This window comes from Streptomyces sp. NPDC058457, from assembly GCF_042720695.1.
Lineage (GTDB): Bacteria > Actinomycetota > Actinomycetes > Streptomycetales > Streptomycetaceae > Streptomyces.
The window spans coordinates 33,052-51,247 of record NZ_JBHXLU010000007.1 but is presented as its reverse complement, the minus strand read 5'-3'; the positions used below and the strand labels follow the sequence as shown (position 1 = coordinate 51,247).

Annotated in this window: 17 protein-coding genes and 3 tRNA genes; 11 read left to right on the top strand and 9 right to left on the bottom strand. The window is 71.8% G+C overall.

Features of this window, described 5'->3' with window-relative positions:
• Nucleotides 1-84 precede the first annotated feature (84 nt).
• The 3 genes from ddaH (at nucleotide 85) to ACFWPS_RS08195 (ending at nucleotide 2,975) form a co-directional block, all read left to right on the top strand.
• On the top strand, nucleotides 85-861 hold the full coding sequence (ddaH, locus tag ACFWPS_RS08205) for a dimethylargininase (protein WP_383702334.1): 777 nt from the start codon (nucleotides 85-87) through the stop codon (nucleotides 859-861).
• Between the two features lie 226 nt (nucleotides 862-1,087).
• Nucleotides 1,088-2,062 (top strand): acyl-ACP desaturase, encoded by a 975-nt coding sequence (locus ACFWPS_RS08200; protein ID WP_383702332.1) that lies wholly within the window; start codon nucleotides 1,088-1,090, stop codon nucleotides 2,060-2,062.
• 67 nt (nucleotides 2,063-2,129) lie between these two features.
• Nucleotides 2,130-2,975 (top strand): hypothetical protein, encoded by an 846-nt coding sequence (locus ACFWPS_RS08195; protein ID WP_383702330.1) that lies wholly within the window; start codon nucleotides 2,130-2,132, stop codon nucleotides 2,973-2,975.
• Here the strand turns inward: ACFWPS_RS08195 and ACFWPS_RS08190 are convergent, their stop codons facing one another.
• The gene (locus ACFWPS_RS08190; RefSeq protein ID WP_383702329.1) at nucleotides 2,976-3,587 is read right to left on the bottom strand and encodes a hypothetical protein; all 612 of its coding nucleotides are present in this window, start codon (nucleotides 3,585-3,587) and stop codon (nucleotides 2,976-2,978) included.
• A gap of 362 nt (nucleotides 3,588-3,949) precedes the next feature.
• Nucleotides 3,950-4,025, bottom strand: a tRNA-Trp gene (locus ACFWPS_RS08185).
• A 90-nt stretch (nucleotides 4,026-4,115) separates the two neighbouring features.
• Between ACFWPS_RS08185 and ACFWPS_RS08180 the strand changes: the two genes are divergently transcribed.
• Both ACFWPS_RS08180 and ACFWPS_RS08175 read left to right on the top strand, forming a co-directional pair.
• Nucleotides 4,116-5,519, top strand: coding sequence for a hypothetical protein (locus ACFWPS_RS08180; RefSeq protein ID WP_383702327.1), 1,404 nt, complete (start codon nucleotides 4,116-4,118; stop codon nucleotides 5,517-5,519).
• Nucleotides 5,520-7,334, top strand: coding sequence for an AAA family ATPase (locus ACFWPS_RS08175; RefSeq protein ID WP_383702325.1), 1,815 nt, complete (start codon nucleotides 5,520-5,522; stop codon nucleotides 7,332-7,334). It begins immediately after the preceding gene.
• A gap of 129 nt (nucleotides 7,335-7,463) precedes the next feature.
• Here the strand turns inward: ACFWPS_RS08175 and ACFWPS_RS08170 are convergent, their stop codons facing one another.
• The 4 genes from ACFWPS_RS08170 to ACFWPS_RS08155 form a co-directional block, all read right to left on the bottom strand.
• A complete protein-coding gene (locus ACFWPS_RS08170; protein WP_383702323.1) occupies nucleotides 7,464-8,792 on the bottom strand; it encodes an SDR family NAD(P)-dependent oxidoreductase in 1,329 nt (442 codons plus the stop codon).
• Nucleotides 8,793-8,819: 27 nt separating this feature from the next.
• A tRNA-Asp gene (locus tag ACFWPS_RS08165) sits at nucleotides 8,820-8,891 on the bottom strand.
• 11 nt (nucleotides 8,892-8,902) lie between these two features.
• Nucleotides 8,903-8,973: transfer RNA gene (locus ACFWPS_RS08160), tRNA-Ala, on the bottom strand.
• 67 nt (nucleotides 8,974-9,040) lie between these two features.
• Entirely contained in the window at nucleotides 9,041-9,295 is a 255-nt protein-coding gene (locus tag ACFWPS_RS08155; RefSeq protein ID WP_383702321.1) for a WhiB family transcriptional regulator, read from the bottom strand.
• A gap of 259 nt (nucleotides 9,296-9,554) precedes the next feature.
• On the opposite strand from ACFWPS_RS08155, the gene ACFWPS_RS08150 reads away from it, so the two are divergent.
• Complete coding sequence (locus ACFWPS_RS08150; RefSeq protein WP_383702319.1) at nucleotides 9,555-10,346, top strand: VOC family protein; 792 nt, start codon at nucleotides 9,555-9,557, stop codon at nucleotides 10,344-10,346.
• A 36-nt stretch (nucleotides 10,347-10,382) separates the two neighbouring features.
• Here the strand turns inward: ACFWPS_RS08150 and ACFWPS_RS08145 are convergent, their stop codons facing one another.
• Together ACFWPS_RS08145 and ligD are read right to left on the bottom strand one after the other, a co-directional pair.
• On the bottom strand, nucleotides 10,383-11,411 hold the full coding sequence (locus ACFWPS_RS08145; protein ID WP_383702317.1) for a LacI family DNA-binding transcriptional regulator: 1,029 nt from the start codon (nucleotides 11,409-11,411) through the stop codon (nucleotides 10,383-10,385).
• A 113-nt stretch (nucleotides 11,412-11,524) separates the two neighbouring features.
• Complete coding sequence (gene ligD, locus ACFWPS_RS08140) at nucleotides 11,525-12,544, bottom strand: non-homologous end-joining DNA ligase (RefSeq protein ID WP_383702315.1); 1,020 nt, start codon at nucleotides 12,542-12,544, stop codon at nucleotides 11,525-11,527.
• Nucleotides 12,545-12,684: 140 nt separating this feature from the next.
• On the opposite strand from ligD, the gene ACFWPS_RS08135 reads away from it, so the two are divergent.
• Both ACFWPS_RS08135 and ACFWPS_RS08130 read left to right on the top strand, forming a co-directional pair.
• A complete protein-coding gene (locus tag ACFWPS_RS08135) occupies nucleotides 12,685-13,749 on the top strand; it encodes an ATP-dependent DNA ligase (RefSeq protein ID WP_383702313.1) in 1,065 nt (354 codons plus the stop codon).
• A gap of 178 nt (nucleotides 13,750-13,927) precedes the next feature.
• Nucleotides 13,928-14,869, top strand: a complete 942-nt coding sequence (locus ACFWPS_RS08130) for a DUF3048 domain-containing protein (protein WP_383702311.1) — start codon at nucleotides 13,928-13,930, stop codon at nucleotides 14,867-14,869.
• Here the strand turns inward: ACFWPS_RS08130 and ACFWPS_RS08125 are convergent.
• Nucleotides 14,839-15,330 (bottom strand): MarR family winged helix-turn-helix transcriptional regulator, encoded by a 492-nt coding sequence (locus ACFWPS_RS08125; protein ID WP_383702309.1) that lies wholly within the window; start codon nucleotides 15,328-15,330, stop codon nucleotides 14,839-14,841. The two genes, ACFWPS_RS08130 and ACFWPS_RS08125, sit on opposite strands and share 31 nt — an antisense overlap.
• Nucleotides 15,331-15,514: 184 nt before the next feature.
• On the opposite strand from ACFWPS_RS08125, the gene ACFWPS_RS08120 reads away from it, so the two are divergent.
• From ACFWPS_RS08120 to ACFWPS_RS08110, 3 genes are read left to right on the top strand one after another with little or no spacing between them, the layout of a single operon-like run.
• A complete protein-coding gene (locus ACFWPS_RS08120; RefSeq protein ID WP_383702307.1) occupies nucleotides 15,515-16,270 on the top strand; it encodes a CoA transferase subunit A in 756 nt (251 codons plus the stop codon).
• Nucleotides 16,270-16,914, top strand: a complete 645-nt coding sequence (locus tag ACFWPS_RS08115) for a CoA transferase subunit B (protein WP_383702305.1) — start codon at nucleotides 16,270-16,272, stop codon at nucleotides 16,912-16,914. The genes ACFWPS_RS08120 and ACFWPS_RS08115 overlap by 1 nt, the downstream gene beginning before the upstream one ends.
• Nucleotides 16,911-18,113 (top strand): thiolase family protein, encoded by a 1,203-nt coding sequence (locus tag ACFWPS_RS08110; RefSeq protein ID WP_383702303.1) that lies wholly within the window; start codon nucleotides 16,911-16,913, stop codon nucleotides 18,111-18,113. The genes ACFWPS_RS08115 and ACFWPS_RS08110 overlap by 4 nt, the downstream gene beginning before the upstream one ends.
• Nucleotides 18,114-18,196: the final 83 nt, after the last annotated feature.

Genomic DNA, 18,196 nt, shown 5'->3' with positions numbered 1-18,196 from the left:
TGTCGACACGGACCCGCCCTGCATGATGGCGGTCCGGCGCCCCGCGATGGGCGCCGGGCCGAACCCCGACCCCGGAGACCCGTCGTGCCCAGCCAGAAGGCCCTCATCCGCCGCCCCAGCCCGCGCCTCGCCGAAGGCCTGGTGACACACATCGAGCGGGAGAAGGTCGACGTCGAGCTCGCCCAGGAGCAGTGGGAGGCGTACGCGGAGACGCTGCGCACGCACGGCTGGGAGACCGTCGAGGTGGACCCGGAGGACGACTGCCCGGACTCGGTGTTCGTCGAGGACACGGTCGTCATGTACAGGAACGTGGCGCTGATCACCCGGCCCGGCGCCGAGTCCCGGCGCCAGGAGACGGCCGGCGTCGAGGAGGCGGTGGCCCGCCTCGGCTGCTCGGTGAACTGGATCTGGGAGCCCGGCACCCTGGACGGCGGTGACGTCCTCAAGGTCGGCGACACCGTCTACGTCGGCCGCGGCGGGCGGACCAACGCGGCCGGCATACAGCAGCTGCGGGCCGCGTTCGAGCCGCTGGGCGCACGTGTGGTCGCCGTACCGGTGAGCAAGGTGCTGCATCTGAAGTCGGCGGTGACCGCCCTGCCCGACGGAACGATTCTTGGGCACATCCCGAACGTGGACCGGCCCTCGCTGTTCCCGGGCTTCCTGGCGGTGCCCGAGGACGCGGGCGCCCATGTGGTGCTGCTCGGCGGCGGCAAGCTGCTGATGTCGGCCGGCGCCCCCAAGACCGCGGAGCTGCTGACCGACCTCGGCCACGAGGTGGTCACGGTGGACATCTCCGAGTTCGAGAAACTCGAGGGATGTGTGACGTGTCTCTCGGTGCGGCTGCGGGAGTTGTACGCCTGACGAGTGATCGTTTCGCCTCTTCAGCCTCGGGACCTGCGAGTCCCGGGGCTGGTTGGCATGTCCCGATTCGCCTTGCGCACCGGGCCTGATCAGCAGTCTTTACATCGCACTTAACCTACGGCTTCGTAACCTACGGATTCGTAGCCTACGATCACGTAGGTTCCGGCACCGCTCGCCGGTCTGCTCCCGTTCATCCGCTCTTGTTCGGCGTCCCCCTGGAGTTCTCGTGACGATCACTTCTCCCCATCTCGGCAGCTCGTCAGCCTGGACCGACGCGCGGCTGCTGTACGCCCTGGAGGAAGTGGTCGAGACAGAGCTGAACCGGCATCTGAAGGTCGCCAAGGACTGGATGCCGCACGAGTACGTGCCGTGGACGGACGCCCGTAACTTCCCCGGTTTCTTCGAGGACGGCCAGGCCTGGGAGAAGGAGCAGTCCAAGGTCACCGAGATCGGCCGGATCGCCCTGGTGGTGAACCTGCTCACCGAGGACAACCTGCCCAGCTACCACCACGAGATCGCCTCGCTGTTCGGCCGGGACGGCGCCTGGGGCACCTGGGTGCACCGCTGGACCGCCGAGGAGGGCCGGCACGGCATCGTGATGCGCGACTACCTGCTCGCCTCGCGCGCGGTGGACCCGGACAAGCTGGAGCAGTTCCGGATGTCGCACATGAGCGAGGGCTTCGAGTCCGACAACCGGCACTCGATGCTGCACTCGGTCGCCTACGTCGCCTTCCAGGAGCTCGCGACCCGCATCTCGCACCGCAACACCGGCCACCAGTCCGGCGACCCGGTGTGCGACCGCATGCTGTCCCGCATCGCGACCGACGAGAACCTGCACATGGTCTTCTACCGGAACCTGCTCAAGGCGGCCTTCGAGCTCGCCCCGGACCTGACCATGCAGGCGGTACGGGACGTCGTCGTCGACTTCCGCATGCCCGGCCACGGCATCCCCGGCTTCGAGCGGGCCGCCGCCCAGATGGCGATCGGCGAGGTCTACAACCTGCGCATCCACCACGACGACGTGCTCCAGCCGGTGCTGCGCCACCTGAAGGTCCTGGAGATCGACGGCCTCGGCCCGGAGGGCCTGAAGGCGCAGGAGGAACTCGGTCTGTTCATGGGCGGGCTGGACGCGGAGGCCCTGAAGTTCGACGAGAAGCTGGCCGCGCGCAAGGCCCGGATGGCGGCGCGCGCCGGCGCGTGACACCCCGACGGACGGGCGCCCGGATTTTCCGGTGCGCCCTGTCGGTGGCCTGCGGCATCATGCGCGCATGCGTGCTGACACCACCTCCGGCCGCGCGGTCGGCTTCCTGCTGGACCTGATCGACTCCGCGGACGCCGACCGGGTACGCGCGCGTGTCGGGCTGCCCCGGCCGACGCCGGAGGATCTCCGGGAGACCAGGCGCCGGATCCCCTTCACGCTCCCGGCACTGCCGTCCTCGGTGGTGCTGTGGATGCTCCAGGAGGACGACCCGGATCTCAACGCCGTCGTCTGGCGGCTGCTCACCGACCGGGACACGGCGCTGCGGCGGGCCATCCTGGACGGGGTGCCCTTCGCGCCGGGGCGGCTGCTGGCGGTGGAGGTCGACCCGGTCCTGCGCGACGACTACGAGGCGCCGCCGGTCCCCGAGCGGGTCGCCCGCCTCGGACTGGTGCCGGCCCTGCGCGAGTCTGCCTCCATGCCCGCTGCGCGGGAGGCCGCCTCCATGGTCTACCGGCGGGAGCACTGGCAGACGGTCGCCGAGGCGGACCGTGAGAACTCCCTGCCCGGCTACGTCCGCTGGGCCCTGTCCGTCCGCCCGGACTGCCCGCCCTCGCTGCGCGCCCAGTTCGGCACCCACCGCAAGTTCGACTTCCGCGTCCGCCGGGCGGGGATCCTGGACGGGCCCGCCGGGTACGCGCTGGACCACGGACCGGCCCTGGACGTGCTGACGGTGCTCGCCCTGGGGCATGTGATGTTCCCGCACCGCGCCGCCGAGGCCGAGGACGCGCTGCGCCCGCTGGTCCGGGACCGCCTGGGGGGCCGCGAGGAGGCCTGGGCGGTGCTGGCCCAGCTCCTCGACAGCTTCCACGGCACGACCGGGGAGCTCGTCAGGACCGCGGGGGCCATCGCCTAGCTAGGCCGTCACCCGCTGCTTGTAGCGGTCCGGATAGCGCTCGGTGAACTTCACGGCCCAGACCAGCAGGGCGACGGGAACGACCCAGTTGAACCAGTCGCTGCCCGCGGGGATCAGGACGGCCAGCCAGGTGGACAGGGCCATCAGCGCGAAGACCGCTCCCCAGGCCGCGGTCAGCACCTTGTTGACGTGCTTGAAGACGGGCGAGTCCCAGTACTCGCGCGGCACCGAGTGCCGTGCGTACTGCGCGGTGAAGGGGTCGGACAGCAGGGAGCCGAGCGCCACGACGGCCACGACCGCGCTGGAGATGACCTGGGCGTACGTCTCCAGCCAGATCAGCTCGTGGCGGTCCAGGGCGAGAGCGAGCACGCAGAGTACGGCGAAGAACACGATGGCGACCATGTCCAGGAGGAAGAACCGGCCCCGGAGCATGTCCTTGCCGGAGAGCACGGCGGCGGCGATCAGCGCGGCCAGTGCCGCGTACTCCCAGGTGCTGGGGCTGGCCACGACGCCGAAGATGACCCACGGGGCGAAGGAGAAGAACACGCTCCCGGCGCCGACGGGCTTCCCGGCCCGGGTCCGGGTGGCTGGCCGCTGTTCGGTGTGTCCCATGGGAACTCCTCCCATCGCCACGTCCCTCCCCTACCAGCGTGCCGCGCGGGCGGGCCGCTCGCATACCTGCCCGTGTGCGACCCGGCCGCACGGCTCCTGAGGTGGGAAAGGCGGGCGACCCGGGCGCCGGGACGGCCCGGTGGCAGATGAGCCCGCGTCCGGTGCCAGGTGCAGCCATCCCCCACCGGCCCGGCAAAGCCTCCTGGCCCGCCCCGACGTCGGCGGGCGGGCGATCGCGCCGGCCGCCACCAGCCGGGCGGGCTACCGGGCACCGCGCGCCGACGTTCGAGCACCGGATCACTGCCACCGCCGTCGCTGCCCCGGGCGTCCTTTCGGAAGCTCTTCCCGGAAGCTCTTCGGGGGGCGGGGCGGCCGGATTCGAACCGGCGTGTTCTGGTTCTGGAGACCGGTGCGCCTGCCTCTGCGCTACGGCCCCGCCCTTGCGGCAGATCGTAATGCCTTGGCCCGTTGTCAGTGCCGGCTGGTACCAATGGAGCACTGGGGGAACTGCGGCACGGGGGACGGCACATGGCGTACGGAGAGCGGGGGCGGCCACGCCCTCTCGTGGTCGACCTGGCCGACCGCAGGGCACTCGAGGCCTACCGCCCGGCGGATCCGGAGGTCGTGGCTCAGGCGCGGCGGCTCAAGGAGGCCGCGCTGCTGGACTTCGGGCTGACGGAGTCCGCGGTGGCCTCGTGGCTGTACTCGAAGTGCCCGCACCAGATCCCGACGACGGCGGTGGACACGGCAGCCGTGGTCGCCTCGGGCGACGGCACCTGTCTGCTGCTCTACAACCCGGACTTCTTCGTCGGACTGGGCCTGGACGGCGTGAAGTTCGTGCTGTTCCACGAGGCCCGGCATCTGGTGCACCGGCACCTCCTGGCCGATCCCGAGCTGCGCGAGGACCCGGTGTTCACGCTCGCCGCCGAGGTCGCCATCAACCACGTGGCCCTGGTCCGCCTCGCCCGCGCGGAGCTGCCCCTGCTGGACGGCCGGCCGACGGGCGTCGACCCGCGCACGGTGTACGACGCCTACCGCGTCGACCTGACGGCCCACGGCCTGGAGCCGCTCGCGTACGAGGAGTTCGCCGAGACCGACATGCGGATCTACGGCGAGCTGAAGCGCATGTGCGATCCGCCGGTGCCACCGGCGCTGTGCACGCACCTGGTGGCCGGTCTGGTCCCCGCCGACCAGGAGACGGTCGACGCGGTGACCTCCTCCGCGCTGCTCAACTCTCTGCTGGCGGCCCGGCGGGGCCACGCGGGCGCGGAGAGTGAGCTGCTCGATCTCATGAGCCGTACGGAGGCCGGGTCGGCACGGGCCGCGAAGCTCTGGGGAAACCTGGGCGCGGGCCTGCTGCGCGGCGAGACCACCCGTACCCGGACCGTCGACTGGTGGCAGCGCTGGCTGGTCGACGTCCTGGGCTCCCGGCTGCGCGACGGCGAGCGGCTGGTGTACCCGAAGAAGCGCGGCGCCCTCCTCGCGGCCCTCGGCCAGGACCCGATGCTCGCCCGGCGCGGCCCGGTGCGCGAGAAGGTGCTCGTCATCGCCTACGACACCTCGGGCTCGATGCCGGACCGGGTGATCGACTGGCTCACCCGGCTCGTCGGCCGGATCGACGGGGTGCAGGCGCGCTGGCTGTCCTTCGACGCCGTGGTGATGCCGTTCCGGCCCGGGGAGAGGGTGTACGGCGGGGGCGGCACCAGCTTCCAGGTGGTCGCGGACTACGTGGAGGGCCGTTCCGAAGTGGCGGGCCGGCGCTGCGAGGCGGACCCGGACGCGGTCGTCGTCCTCACCGACGGATACGCGCCGCCGATCACCCCGGCCGAGCCGGAGAAATGGATCTGGCTGATCACCGAGGGCGGCAACGACTGGCCCGAGACGCACACACCCGCGATGGACTGCCATCGCGTCACCACGGGATCACGGTAGATGACCACAGAGACGCAGAAGGCACAGAAGGCACAGCAGCCGGCCACGTCCCGTCTGGAGTCGTTCATCGACGCGATGATCGACATGGGGCAGACGGGACAGGTCTTCGGCGAGCACGGCGTCGGCAAGACGGCGACGTTCTTCTCGCACCTCGCCCGCGCGCACCCGGACACCACGCTGGTGTACGTGCCGGCGGCGAACCTGACCCCGGACGACCTGCTGGTCAACGCGCCGGTCCGGGACCCGCACACGGGCGAACTGGTGCTGCGCCAGCTGGTGATGAGCCAGCTCAAGCCGGGCCGGCCGTTCGTGCTGCTCATCGACGACTCGCTGCAGGCGGGCGACACGATCCAGTCGCAGCTCATGCAGATCGCCTGCGACTGGTCGCTGGGCGAGCACGATCTGCGCGCCCTGGGCTGCGTCGGCGTGTTCCTGACCGACAACGAGTCGCTGTCGGAGACCTCGGCACGCCGTGGTGACCTGGCGCTCCTGGACCGCATGGTGACGATACGGATCACGGCGAACGACACCTCCTGGCGCCGCCACCTCGCGGCCAGGTACCGCCCGTGGGACCTGCGTGAGGTGTTCTCCCTGTGGGCGTCCCTCTCCCCCGCGCTGCGCGAGCTGCTCTCCCCGCGCACCCTCGACCACATCCTGGCCAACGCGCGCGAGGGCTTCCCGCTGCGCTGGGGCCTGCCACTGGTCGACGGCGAGCGGCTGCGGCTGGCCGAGCCGGGCCCCGACGGACGGCCGGGGCAGAACCGCACGGCCGAGATCCTCGACCGGATCGCCGCCAGCGTGGGCGTGGCCAATCCGGCGACGGTCGCGGACCCGGTGCGGCAGGTGGTGCGGGCGGCGCTGCGCAACCGCTGGACGGTACTGCTCCAGGGACCGCCGGGCTGCGGCAAGACGGAGCTGGTCCGGGAGACCCTGCGCGCGGGGCTCGGCCGGGACGCCCTGTACTTCTCGCTGCCGGTGACGAACGTCGAGGACCTGTGCGCGCCGGTGCCGTCCCCGGACGGCACGCTCGACAACCTCCTCGCCGCGCCCTTCACGGGTCCGGAGCCCAAGGCGATCGTGTGGGACGAGTACAACCGGCCCAAGGACAGGGCCGCGTTCGCCAAGCTGATGGAGGTCACCCAGGAGTGGTCGCTGGCGGGGCGGCGGATCGAGAACCTGCGGGCCCAGATAGCCGTGCAGAACCCGCCGTACCACCTGGGGCGCAAGCTGCTGGTGTCGCGGAACAACATCGCCCAGGCGACCCGGTTCACGGCGTCGCTCCAGGTCGAGCCCGAGGACATCCCGGCCAACGAGTGGCTGCTCGCGCGGTACGGCGGGGACGCCGAGACGGTTCTGGAGTGGTGGAAGCACGACATCGACGACGAGGGCCGGGCCTGGATCACCAAGCGGACGCTGGAGCGGCTCATCAAGCTGCACCGCAAGGGGCTGCCGTTGGAGATGGGCACGGTCTACCTCGGCGACGGCGAGTACGCGCCGGTGCCGCTGACCGCCCTCATCGACCGTTTCAGGGGCCGCCCGGTCACCGGTCTGCGCGAGCTGGCCCGGGACGTCGACGCCTGGGAGGCCCGGCTGCGCAGGGCCGCCGCCCTCTCCGACGAGGGCGGTGACGACAGTGACGTGGTGCACCAGATCCTCGCCAACGCGGAGCTGTCCCAGCTGAAGAGACACCGGGCGGCGGTGGGCCGCCTGGTGGCCCAGCTTCCGGCCAAGCTGCGCGCGACCTACCTGGTGGGGGCGTCGGAGCGGCAGCAGCGGTACTGGATGGAGGTCTTCACCGACCTGCGCAGGAGCTGACGGTCAGACCTCCGGCGGCGCGGCCGGCCCGCAACCGGTCGAACAGCGGGGCGAGTTCGGCAGCCGGGCGCGGCACGACGGGCGGGACAGCGGGGAAGGTCTTCCGCCGAGAGCGCTGCGGGTCCTCGTTCACCACTCCGCCTCCCGGTAGTCCTTCAGGAACACCCCGGACACCGGGTCCCCGGCCTCGCCGCGCACGATCGGGTCGTAGACGCGGGCCGCGCCGTCGACGATGTCGAGGGGGGTGCGAAAACCCGCGCCCGCCATCCGGGCCTTCTTCGGCGCCGGGTTCTCGTCGGTGATCCAGCCGGTGTCCACGGCGCACATGTGGACGCCTCGCTCGGCGAGTTCGGCGGCGCTGGTGCGGGTGAGCATGTTGAGGGCGGCCTTGGCCATGTTGGTGTGGGGATGACCGGCCATCTTGTTGCGGACGGTGAAACGGCCCTCGACGGCGGTCACGTTGACCACGTAGCGGCGCGGGTGCGGCGAGGCCAGCAGCAGCGGCAGCAGCCGGTCGCACAGCAGGGCCGGGGCGAGGGCGTTGACGAGCTGGGTCTCCAGGACCTCGGCGGGGTCGAGGTCGCCGAGCCGGGCCGACCAGGAGTTCTCGGGCGCCGGGTCGGGCAGCAGCCCGGCCTCGTCGGCCTCGCGCAGCGCGACGGGCAGGGTCGCGGCCGAGCCCGTCAGGCTGCGCATCGGGGCGAAGCCGGGGGCCTGCCGGGCGCCAGGGGGCAGGGCGTCGCGCTCGCCGGCGGCCAGCAGGGCGTACGACTCGGGCGGTCTGCGCACGGTCTGGGCCGCGTTGTTGACGAGGATGTCCAGCGGCTCGCCCTCCTGCCGCAACTCCTCGCACAGACCGAGGACCTGGCGAGGGTCGCGCAGGCCGACGGCGAGGACGGTGAGCCGGTCCAGCCACTCGGCGCTGCCCGGCGCCGCCTCGAAACGCCGCCGGGTGTCGTACGGGAAGCGCGAGGTGACGAGGACGTCGGCGCCGTCGCGCAGCATCATCAGCGCCAGCTGGAAGCCGATCTTCACCCGGCCGCCGGTGAGCAGCACCCGACGGCCGCCGAGGTCGGTGCTCAGGGCGCGGCGCGCGGAGTTGTCGGCGGCGCAGTCGGGGCAGAGCCGGTGGTAGAAGGTATCGACCTGTCGATAGGGCGACTTGCAGACGTAGCAGGTGCGCGGCTTCAGGAAGACACCGCCGGCGCCGGGCACGGCCAGCGGCGCGTCCTCGCGGCGGTCCAGAGCACCGGTCGCGGTCGCGGCCATCACGGCAGCGTCGGCCGTCGACGTCTCGGCGCTGCGCGTCCTGCGGCGGCGCAGCCGTCCGTCGCGGGCGAAGGAGGCGGCGACCTGCTCGGCACGCAGCCGCACCGGGTCGTCGACGGGCAGCGCCCGCAGCTTCCCCACCACCTGGTGGAAAGCCGCCAGTTCCGCCTCGGTGATCGCCTCGCTCATCCGCCCCGCCCCGTGTCCGCCGTACCGCGGTCCCGGCCGGATTCGAACCGGCGTATCCACCTTGACAGGGTGTCGAGTCTGCCTCTGCTCTACAGGACCTCGTCACGCGGCCAGGACGACCGGATTCGAACCGGCGTGTCCGCCTTGCCAAGGCGTGCGCCTGCCTCTGCGCTACGTCCGGCCGCGTCCCCGGATGGTAGCCGGGCCGGGGCATACCGTCGTACCGCGTTTCCCGGGCGGGCGTGGGTTCAGCGGGACGCGCGGCGCAGTTCCAGGCGTTCCTTCTCGGACATTCCACCCCAGACGCCGAAGCGTTCGTCGTTGTCCAGCGCGTACTCCAGGCAGGCCGAACGCATCTCGCACATACCGCAGATGCGCTTGGCCTCGCGCACCGAGCTGCCGGGCTCGGGAAAGAAGAAGTCCGCCCCGGTCTGCGCGCACAACGCCTGCGCCTGCCAGGCCGGGACGGGCGTGCGGGGCGGGGTGATGGTGTCGAAGTGCATGGCCAGGATCGTGCCGGGCGGCGAAAAACGTTCGATCAACGCCCGCTCAACGCGACAGCGACAGAGCGCCGCAGCCTCGATCATGCGCCTGCGCGCCACGCCCGCGCACGGCGGCACGCGGAACGAGTTCGAAACTCGGCGATTGCGTCGGGTGACCCACGGTAACCAGCCTGCGGTGGGCGTGGTCGGGCAGCGATTGTCAGCGGGCGGTGGAAGACTCGGCGCAGCAGAGGACAGGACCCTTCCGAGGAGGGCGATGATGCTCACCACCCGTTTCGTCAACGGCGCTCCCAACTGGATCGACCTCGGCACACCCGAGATCGACGGCGCCGTCTCCTTCTACAACGGTCTCTTCGGCTGGCAGTTCCAGTCGGCGGGGCCCGACGCCGGCGGTTACGGATTCTTCCAGCTGGACGGCAGGACCGTCGCCGGCGGTATGCAGACCACCCCGGAGCAGGGTCCGCCGTCCTGGACCGTTTACTTCCAGAGCGAGGACGCACAGGCCACCGCGAAGGCGGCCGAGCAGGCGCACGGCAGCGTCCTCGCCCAGCCGATGGACGTGATGGGCCAGGGCCACCTGGCGATCCTCGCCGACCAGGCGGGCGTGCCCTTCGGCATCTGGCAGCCGGCGCTGACCAAGGGCGTCGGCGTGGCGGGCGATCCGGGTTCGCTGTGCTGGGTCGAGCTGTACACCCCGGACATCGCGGCCGCCGCGGCCTTTTATCACAAGACGCTTGGCCTGGAGACCTCCGGCGTGCCCTTCCCCGGCGGCACCTACACCTGTGTCAACCCGGCGGGCGGTGACGACGCGTCGATGTTCGGCGGGATGGTCCCGCTGGCCGAGGACCCGGCCGAGGCGCAGGCCGGCGCGTACTGGCTGCCGTACTTCGAGGTCGAGGACCCGGACGCGGTGGTCGAGAAGGCCCAGCAGACGGGCGGCCGGGTGCGGATGCCGGCGACCACGCTGGAGGGTGTGGGCCGGATGGCCAAGCTGGCCGACCCGTACGGCGCCCGCTTCGCGGTGATCAAGGGCGAGCCGCAGCAGACCTGAGGGCAGAACTCAAGGCAGGCCTGAGGATGAGACGGGCTAGGCGGTCGCGCGCCGTATCAGTGTCGTGGGCAGGACGACGCCGGCCGACGCTCCGGTCGCCGACTCGCCGCGGTTCAGCGTGGACAGCAGCAGCCGGGCCATCAACCGGCCCATCTCCTCGATGTCCTGACGGACCGTCGTCAGCGGCGGCTCGGTCTGTTCGGCGACGGGCAGCACGTCGTCGAAGCCGATCACGGCGACGTCCTCGGGCACCCGGCGGCCGCGCTCGCGCAGGACGCGCAGGGCGCCGAGCGCGGTGAGGTCGTTGGCGGCGAACACCGCGTCCACGTCCGGGCAGCGGTCGAGGAGTTCGCCCATGGCGAGCTCGCCGCCGGACGGGGTGAAGTCGCTGGCGACGACCAGCCGTGGATCGGTCTCCCCCATGACGTCCCGGTACCCCTGGAGGCGGTCGGCGGCCGACGTCTGGTCCAGTGGCCCGGTGATGTGCGCGATCCGGGTCCGGCCGAGGCCGACGAGATGGCGTACGGCGTCCTCGGCACCGCCCCGGTTGTCGCAGTCGACGTACACGGCGCTCTTCGAGCCGCCGCTCCAGCCGGGCCGGCCGCCGAACACGGTGGGGACACCGGCGCCCTCGATCAGGCCGGGCAACGGGTCGTCGAGGTGGAGCGAGAAGACCAGTGCGCCGTCGACATGGCCGCCGGCAAGGTAGCGGGCCACCCGTGCGTGGTCGTCGCGTCCCTCGGTGAGCAGCAGCACGAGCTGGTTGTCCTGGGCGGTCAGCTCCTTGCTGATGCCTCGCAGTTGGAGCGCGAAGAAGGGGTCGGTGAAGATCCGGGTCTCCGGCTCGGCGATGACGACGGCGACGGCGTCGTGCCGTTTGGTGACGAGGCTGCGGGCCGCCTGGTTGGGGACGTAGCCGAGTTCCTCGACCGCCCGCCGCACCCGCTCGACGAGGGGCTCGCGCACGCCGTCCCCGCCGTTGACGACCCGTGACACGGTGGCCCGGGAGACCCCGGCCCGCGCGGCCACGGCCTCCAGCGTGGGGCGCGACACTGCCTCGGACACCTCGGCCCTCCTCCTCGGCGGCTGACGATCAGCATAGTCCCGGGCGCCAGGAGGCGGTCAGAGCGCTCTCCGGGCCACGCCGACCGCCGCCGGGGCAGCGCCAAGTCACGCCGTCAGGAAGGCTGTTCGGGCCGTGCCCGGCTGGGCTGGACGCGTTTGGGCTCGCCCGGCATCTTCGGGTACTCCGGCGGGTAGGGCAGGTCGCCGAGGCCGTGCTCGTGTTCGTCGCGGCGGGCGAGTTCCAGGAGGGCGTCCAGGGAGTAGGCGTGGTCGTCCATGTCGGCGTGCACGTCGCCGACTTCGGCGAACCGGGCCGGCATCGTGGCCAGATCGAAGTCCGCGGGCCGCACGTCGTCGACCTCCGCCCAGCGCAGCGGCGCGGAGACGGGGGCGTTCGGGCGGGGCCGCAGGGAGTAGGCGGAGGCGATGGTGCGGTCGCGCGCGGTCTGGTTGTAATCGATGAAAATGCGCTCGCCGCGTTCCTCCTTCCACCACTTGATGGTCACCCGGTCCGGCATCCGGCGTTCCAGCTCGCGGCCCACGGCGATCGCCGCGCGCCGGACCTGGGTGAAGGTCCACCTTGGTTCGATGGGCACGAAGACGTGCAGCCCGCGGCCGCCGGAGGTCTTGGGCCAGCCCCGCAGTCCGCCGAACTCGTCCAGGACGGCGCGCAGTTCGTGGGCGGCGCGGACCGCGTCGGCGAAGTCGGTGCCGGGCTGCGGATCGAGGTCGATACGGAGTTCGTCGGGCCGGTCGACGTCGTCGCGGCGCACCGGCCAGGGATGGAAGGTGAGCGTGCCGTACTGCGCCGCCCACACCACGGCGGCCTCCTCGGTGGGACACATCTCGTCGGCGGTACGGCCGCTGGGGAAGGTGATGTGGGCGGTGGGGATCCAGTCGGGCATGCCCTTGGGGGCGCGCTTCTGGTAGAACCACTCGCCCTCGATGCCGTCCGGGTAGCGTTGCAGGGTGGTGGGGCGCTCGCGCAGGGCGCGCAGGATGCCGGGGGCGACGGCCGCGTAGTAGCGGGCGACGTCCAGCTTGGTGAAACCGCGCTCCGGGAAGAACACCTTGTCCGGGCTGGACAGCCGTACGGTCCGGCCGGCCACCTCCAGTTGCACCGCATCGCCCATGCGGCCACGGTAGGCGCACCACCCCCACCGCGCATATCGGCTCGACACGGTCCCCAGGTCCGGCGGACGGCGGGCCCGGGCCCGAACCGGAGGGTGCCGCGTGGCGAGCGCGCGCCGGGGACCGCTCGTAGAGTCGTGGCATGGATCTGCCGGTGATGCCACCCGTGAAGCCGATGCTCGCCAAGTCGGTGGCGACGATCCCGCCGGACATGCAGTACGAGGCGAAGTGGGACGGCTTCCGCGCGATCGTGTTCCGGGACGGCTGCGAAGTCGAGCTCGGCAGTCGTACCGGGAAGCCGTTGACCAGGTATTTCCCCGAGCTGGTAGCGGCGCTGACGGAGCGGGTGCCCGAGCGGTGCGTGCTGGACGGGGAGATCGTCATCGCCCGGGAGGGCCGGCTGGACTTCGACGCGCTGACCGAGCGGATCCATCCGGCGGACTCCAGGGTGCGCACGCTGGCGGAGCGGACGCCCGCCTCCTTCGTCGCCTTCGACCTGCTGGCACTGGCCGACGAGTCACTGCTCGACATGCCGCTGACCGATCGCCGCGCGCTGCTCACGCGGGCGCTGGACGGGGTGACCCCGCCGGTGCATCTGGCGCCGGCCACGACCGATGTCGAGGTGGCCCGGCGGTGGTTCGAGCAGTACGAGGGGGCCGGCCTCGACGGGGTCATCGCCAAGCCGCTCACCCTGCGCTACCGGCAGGACGAGCGCGCCATGTTCAAGGTCAAGCACGAGCGGACGGCCGACGTCGTGGTGGCCGGCTACCGCCTCCACAAGAGCGGCCCCGTGGTGGGCTCGCTGCTGCTCGGCCTGTACGACGACCGGGGCGCCCTCCAGCACGTGGGCGTGTCGGCCGCGTTCCCGATGAAGCGGCGGGCCGAGCTGATCGAGGAGCTGGAGCCGCTGCGCATGGCCGACGTCTCCGGGCATCCGTGGGCGGCCTGGGCGGAGGAGGCCGCCCATGAGTCGGCCCGGCTGCCCGGCGCGCCGAGCCGCTGGTCGGGCAAGAAGGACCTGTCCTGGGTGCCGTTGCGGCCGGAGCGGGTGGCCGAGGTGGCGTACGACCACATGGAGAACGGGGCGCGCTTCCGGCACACGGCCCGGTTCCGCCGCTGGCGCCCGGACCGCACACCGGACAGCTGCACCTACGCCCAGCTGGAGGAGCCGGTGCGCTACGACCTGACGGAGATCCTGGGGTCCTGACCGCGTGGCTACGGTCTCCGGCGCCCACGATCGGATTCGACCGGGTTCGGATTCGACCGGGTATGGCCACCGATGAACCGATGAGCACACAATCAAGGGGGCGAACAGGGGTCGAACCGGGGGGACAGCGGTGGGCAGGGGACTGGACAGGGGACATGGGGCGCCGACCCGCCGGGCCGTGCTGACGGCAGGGCTGGTGGCGGCCGTGACGGCCTCGCTCACGGCCGGCTGCACCCGGCACGGCCCGGCGGACGACGACGGCCGCGCACCGCAGAGCGGCACACCGACACCGAACCGGCAGCAGGCCACCGGATCCGTACTGGCCGTGAAGATCGACAACGTGGCCGCGGCCCGCCCCCAGACCGGCCTCGACGCGGCGGACGTGGTGTACGCGGAGCAGGTGGAGGGCGGGCTCAGTCGGCTGATGGCGGTGTACGCCACCCGGCTCCCCGAGGTCGTCGGCCCCGTCCGCAGCGCCCGCGAGTCCGACCTGGAGCTGCTGCGCCAGTTCGACCGGCCGACGCTCGCCTTCTCCGGCGCACAGAAGAAGCTGCTCCCCTTGATCCGCCGGGCGCCGTTGCGGCCGGAGTCACCCGCGGAGGCGTCCGGCGCCTACTACCGGGGCAGCGGCCGACCGGCCCCGCACAACCTGTACCTCCGCCCGGCCAGGCTGATGGACGGGGCGCCCGGCAGGGCGGCGCTCACCACCGGCTTCCGCTACGGCCCGGCCCCGGCCGGCGGCACGGTCACCGCCTCGCGCACCGTGCGGTACCCGGCGGCCCGCTTCGCCTTCTCCTGGTCCGCCGACCGGAACCGCTGGCTGGTGTCGATGGACGGCACACCGGCGAGGACGACGGCGGGCAACCGGCTGGCACCGGCGACGGTCGTGGTGCAGCACGTGCGGGTGACGAAGTCGGCGTATCACGACGTGCTCGGCAACTACACGCCGTTCACCGAGACGGTCGGTACGGGAACGGCGGAGGTGCTGCGCGACGGCCGGTCGTACGAAGCCACCTGGTCACGCCCGCAAGCCACCGACGGGACGACGTTCACGGGCGCGGACGGCAGCCCGCTGGACTTCGCCGACGGTCAGGTGTGGGTGGTGTTCGCCAAGGCCTGACCCTGCGGCAGGGCCGGCTCGGCCGGGTTGCGCAGGCCCTCCGCCGCGTCCGAGACCCGTCGGATCAGGTCGAAGAACTGGCTCTGTTCCTCGGCCGAGAGCGGGGCGAGGAAGACCTGGTTCATCCGGGCGGTGCGCACGGAGAGCTTGCGGTGGACCCGCACTCCCTCGTCGGTGAGACGCAGCAGGAAGCGGCGGCCGTCCTGCGGGTCACGCACCTTGTCGAGGAGCTCCCGCCGGCCGAGCCGGCTGATGACCTCGGCGATGGTCGACCGGTCCAGGCCCACCCGCTCCCCCACGGTCCGCTGGTCCAGCCCAGGCTCGGCGACGAGCGCGTTCAGCACGGCGAACTGCGGCGAGGTGGTCTCCTCCGAGACCATCGTGTTCCACAGCAGGTAGTGGGCCTGCTGAAGCCGCCGGGCCAGGTGCCCGGGGTGGGTGGTGAGGTCCACCGCGGCCATATGCGCTCCCATGGTCCGAATTCGTTGGTGTACTGAACGATACCGGCAGAAGCTGATGGTGTCAGTACACCCGTCTGCCATTACCCCAGGTCTTGACGGGTGATGGCGGCAGTGGCAGCGTGGCAGACATCTCGCTGAAATACTCAGTGCCCTGATTAATTCGCTGAGAGATGAGGCTGCACGGATGGACAAGGTGGTCGCCACGGCCGCGGAGGCGGTGGCCGATGTGCCGGAGGGCGCGTCGCTGGCGGTGGGCGGGTTCGGGCTGAGTGGTGTCCCGAACGTGCTGATCGGGGCGTTGTACGAGCGGGGGGTGAGTGGCCTTTCGGTGGTCTCGAACAACTGCGGGGCGATGGAGTCGGGGCTGGCCGTCCTGCTCGCGGCGGGGCGGATCGCGCGGGTGACCGGTTCCTACATCGGGGCGAACAAGGAGTTCGCGCGGCAGTATCTGGCGGGTGAGCTGGAGGTGGAGCTGATCCCGCAGGGCACGCTGGCGGAGCGGCTGCGGGCCGGCGGCGCCGGGATCCCCGCCTTCTACACCCCCGCGGGAGTGGGCACCCAGGTCGCGGAGGGCGGGCTGCCGTGGCGGTACGACGGCTCCGGTGGGGTGGCGCTGGCGTCGCCGGCGAAGGAGGTGCGGGAGTTCGACGGCACCGAGTACGTGCTGGAGCGGGGCATCCGTACGGACTTCGCGCTGGTGCGGGCGGCGAAGGGCGACCGGCACGGGAACCTGGTGTTCAACAAGTCCACCCGCAACTTCAACCCGCTCGCGGCGATGGCCGGGAGGGTGACGATCGCGGAGGTGGAGGAGCTGGTGGAACCGGGCGCGATCGATCCGGACGCCGTACATCTGCCGGGGATCTTCGTGCAGCGGGTGGTGGCGCTGACGGCGGAGCAGGCCGGGGACAAGAAGATCGAGCAGCGGACGGTGAGCAGCTGATGGCCTGGACGCGGGAGCAGATGGCCGCGCGGGCGGCGCGCGAGCTGGAGGACGGGCAGTACGTGAACCTGGGGATCGGGCTGCCGACGCTGATCCCGAACTATCTGCCCGAGGGGGTGGAAGTGGTCCTGGAGTCGGAGAACGGCATCCTGGGCACCGGCCCCTACCCCACCGAGGACGCCGTCGACCCGGACCTGATCAACGCCGGGAAGGAGACCGTCACGGTCCTGCCCGGGGCGTCGTTCTTCGACTCGGCGCTGTCGTTCTCGATGATCCGCGGCGGGCACATCGACGTCGCCGTGCTCGGCGCCATGCAGGTCTCCGCACGCGGCGACCTGGCCAACTGGGCGATCCCCGGCAAGCTCGTCACCGGGATCGGCGGCGCGATGGACCTCGTCCACGGCGCCCGGACCGTCATCGTCGTGATGACCCACACCGCCAAGGACGGCTCGGCGAAGATCCTGACCGAGTGCGCGCTGCCGCTGACGGGGAAGGCGTGCGTGGACCGGATCATCACCGACCTCGCTGTGCTCGACGTGACCGACGAGGGACTCGTCCTCGTCGAGACCGCGCCCGGGGTCGGCGTCGAGGAGATCATCGCCAAGACCGACGCGAAACTCACTGTCCCGGAGGGTCTGCTGTGAACACGGTGTACATCGTCGACGCGGTCCGCACGCCGATCGGCCGCTACAACGGCGGCCTCGCCGGCGTACGCCCCGACGACCTGGCCGCCCACGCCATCCGTGAACTCCTCGCCCGCACCCCCGACCTGGACCCGGCCCGGATCGAGGACGTCTACTTCGGCAACGCCAACGGCGCCGGCGAGGAGAACCGCAACGTCGGCCGGATGGCCGCGCTGCTCGCCGGGCTGCCGACCAGCGTGCCGGGCGTCACCGTCAACCGGCTGTGCGCCTCCGGTCTGGAGGCGGTCATCCAGGCCGCCCGCGCCATCGCCGTCGGCGACGCCTCCATCGCCGTGGCCGGCGGTGTGGAATCCATGACCCGGGCGCCGTACGTCCTGCCCAAGAGCGATAGGCCGTTCCCCGCCGGGAACGCCGAGCTGTACTCGACCACCCTCGGCTGGCGCATGGTCAACCCGAAGATGGACCCGCAGTGGACCATCCCGCTGGGCGAGTCCGCGGAACGTATCGCGGACAAGCACAAGATCAGCCGGGAGCAGCAGGACGAGTTCGCCCTCGCCTCCCACCAGAAGGCGGCCGCCGCCGAGGAACAGGGCCTGTTCGACGCCGAGCTGGCACCCGTGCCCGTCCCGCAGCGCAAGGGCGACCCGGTCCCCTTCGCCGCCGACGAATGCGTACGGCCGGACGCCTCCCTCGCCGCGATGGCCAGGCTCAAGCCGTCCTTCCGTACCGAGGGCGGCACGGTGACCGCGGGCAACGCCTCCCCCCTCAACGACGGCGCGGCGGCCCTGCTGCTGACCGACGAGGAGGGCCTGCGGACGCTCGGGCGGGAGCCGCTGGCCCGGGTCAGCGCGACCGGGGTGTCGGGGATCGACCCGGACTACTTCGGGCTCGCGCCGGTCGAAGCGGTGACGCGTGCGCTGGGCAAGGCCGGCAAGGGGTTCGACGACCTGTCGGTTCTTGAGCTGAACGAGGCGTTCGCGGCGCAGGTGCTGGGGTGTGTCGCCGAGTGGCCCGAGTTCGATCCCGCGATCCTCAATCCGCAGGGTGGGGCGATCGCGTTGGGGCATCCGCTGGGTGCCTCGGGCGCACGGCTCGCCGGGACCGTGGCGCATCAGCTGGCGCGGCGTGGCAGCGGTACCGGTGTTGCCAGCCTGTGCATCGGCGTCGGGCAAGGGCTCGCGCTTGTTCTCGAGCGGTAGCCGGGCCGTGCGCACCTGCGGGTGCGTGGTGGCTGGTCGCGCCCACGCGGCGGAGCCGCATATTGACACAGCCCCGCGCCCCT

Coding starts and splice junctions, on each gene's coding strand:
- ACFWPS_RS08195 (WP_383702330.1), top strand. CDS start 2,130: ATGCGTGCTGACACCACCTCCGGCCGCGCGGTCGGCTTCCTGCTGGAC.
- ACFWPS_RS08190 (WP_383702329.1), bottom strand. CDS start 3,587: ATGGGACACACCGAACAGCGGCCAGCCACCCGGACCCGGGCCGGGAAG.
- ACFWPS_RS08180 (WP_383702327.1), top strand. CDS start 4,116: ATGGCGTACGGAGAGCGGGGGCGGCCACGCCCTCTCGTGGTCGACCTG.
- ACFWPS_RS08175 (WP_383702325.1), top strand. CDS start 5,520: ATGACCACAGAGACGCAGAAGGCACAGAAGGCACAGCAGCCGGCCACG.
- ACFWPS_RS08170 (WP_383702323.1), bottom strand. CDS start 8,792: ATGAGCGAGGCGATCACCGAGGCGGAACTGGCGGCTTTCCACCAGGTG.
- ACFWPS_RS08155 (WP_383702321.1), bottom strand. CDS start 9,295: ATGCACTTCGACACCATCACCCCGCCCCGCACGCCCGTCCCGGCCTGG.
- ACFWPS_RS08150 (WP_383702319.1), top strand. CDS start 9,555: ATGCTCACCACCCGTTTCGTCAACGGCGCTCCCAACTGGATCGACCTC.
- ligD (WP_383702315.1), bottom strand. CDS start 12,544: ATGGGCGATGCGGTGCAACTGGAGGTGGCCGGCCGGACCGTACGGCTG.
- ACFWPS_RS08135 (WP_383702313.1), top strand. CDS start 12,685: ATGGATCTGCCGGTGATGCCACCCGTGAAGCCGATGCTCGCCAAGTCG.
- ACFWPS_RS08125 (WP_383702309.1), bottom strand. CDS start 15,330: ATGGCCGCGGTGGACCTCACCACCCACCCCGGGCACCTGGCCCGGCGG.
- ACFWPS_RS08120 (WP_383702307.1), top strand. CDS start 15,515: ATGGACAAGGTGGTCGCCACGGCCGCGGAGGCGGTGGCCGATGTGCCG.
- ACFWPS_RS08115 (WP_383702305.1), top strand. CDS start 16,270: ATGGCCTGGACGCGGGAGCAGATGGCCGCGCGGGCGGCGCGCGAGCTG.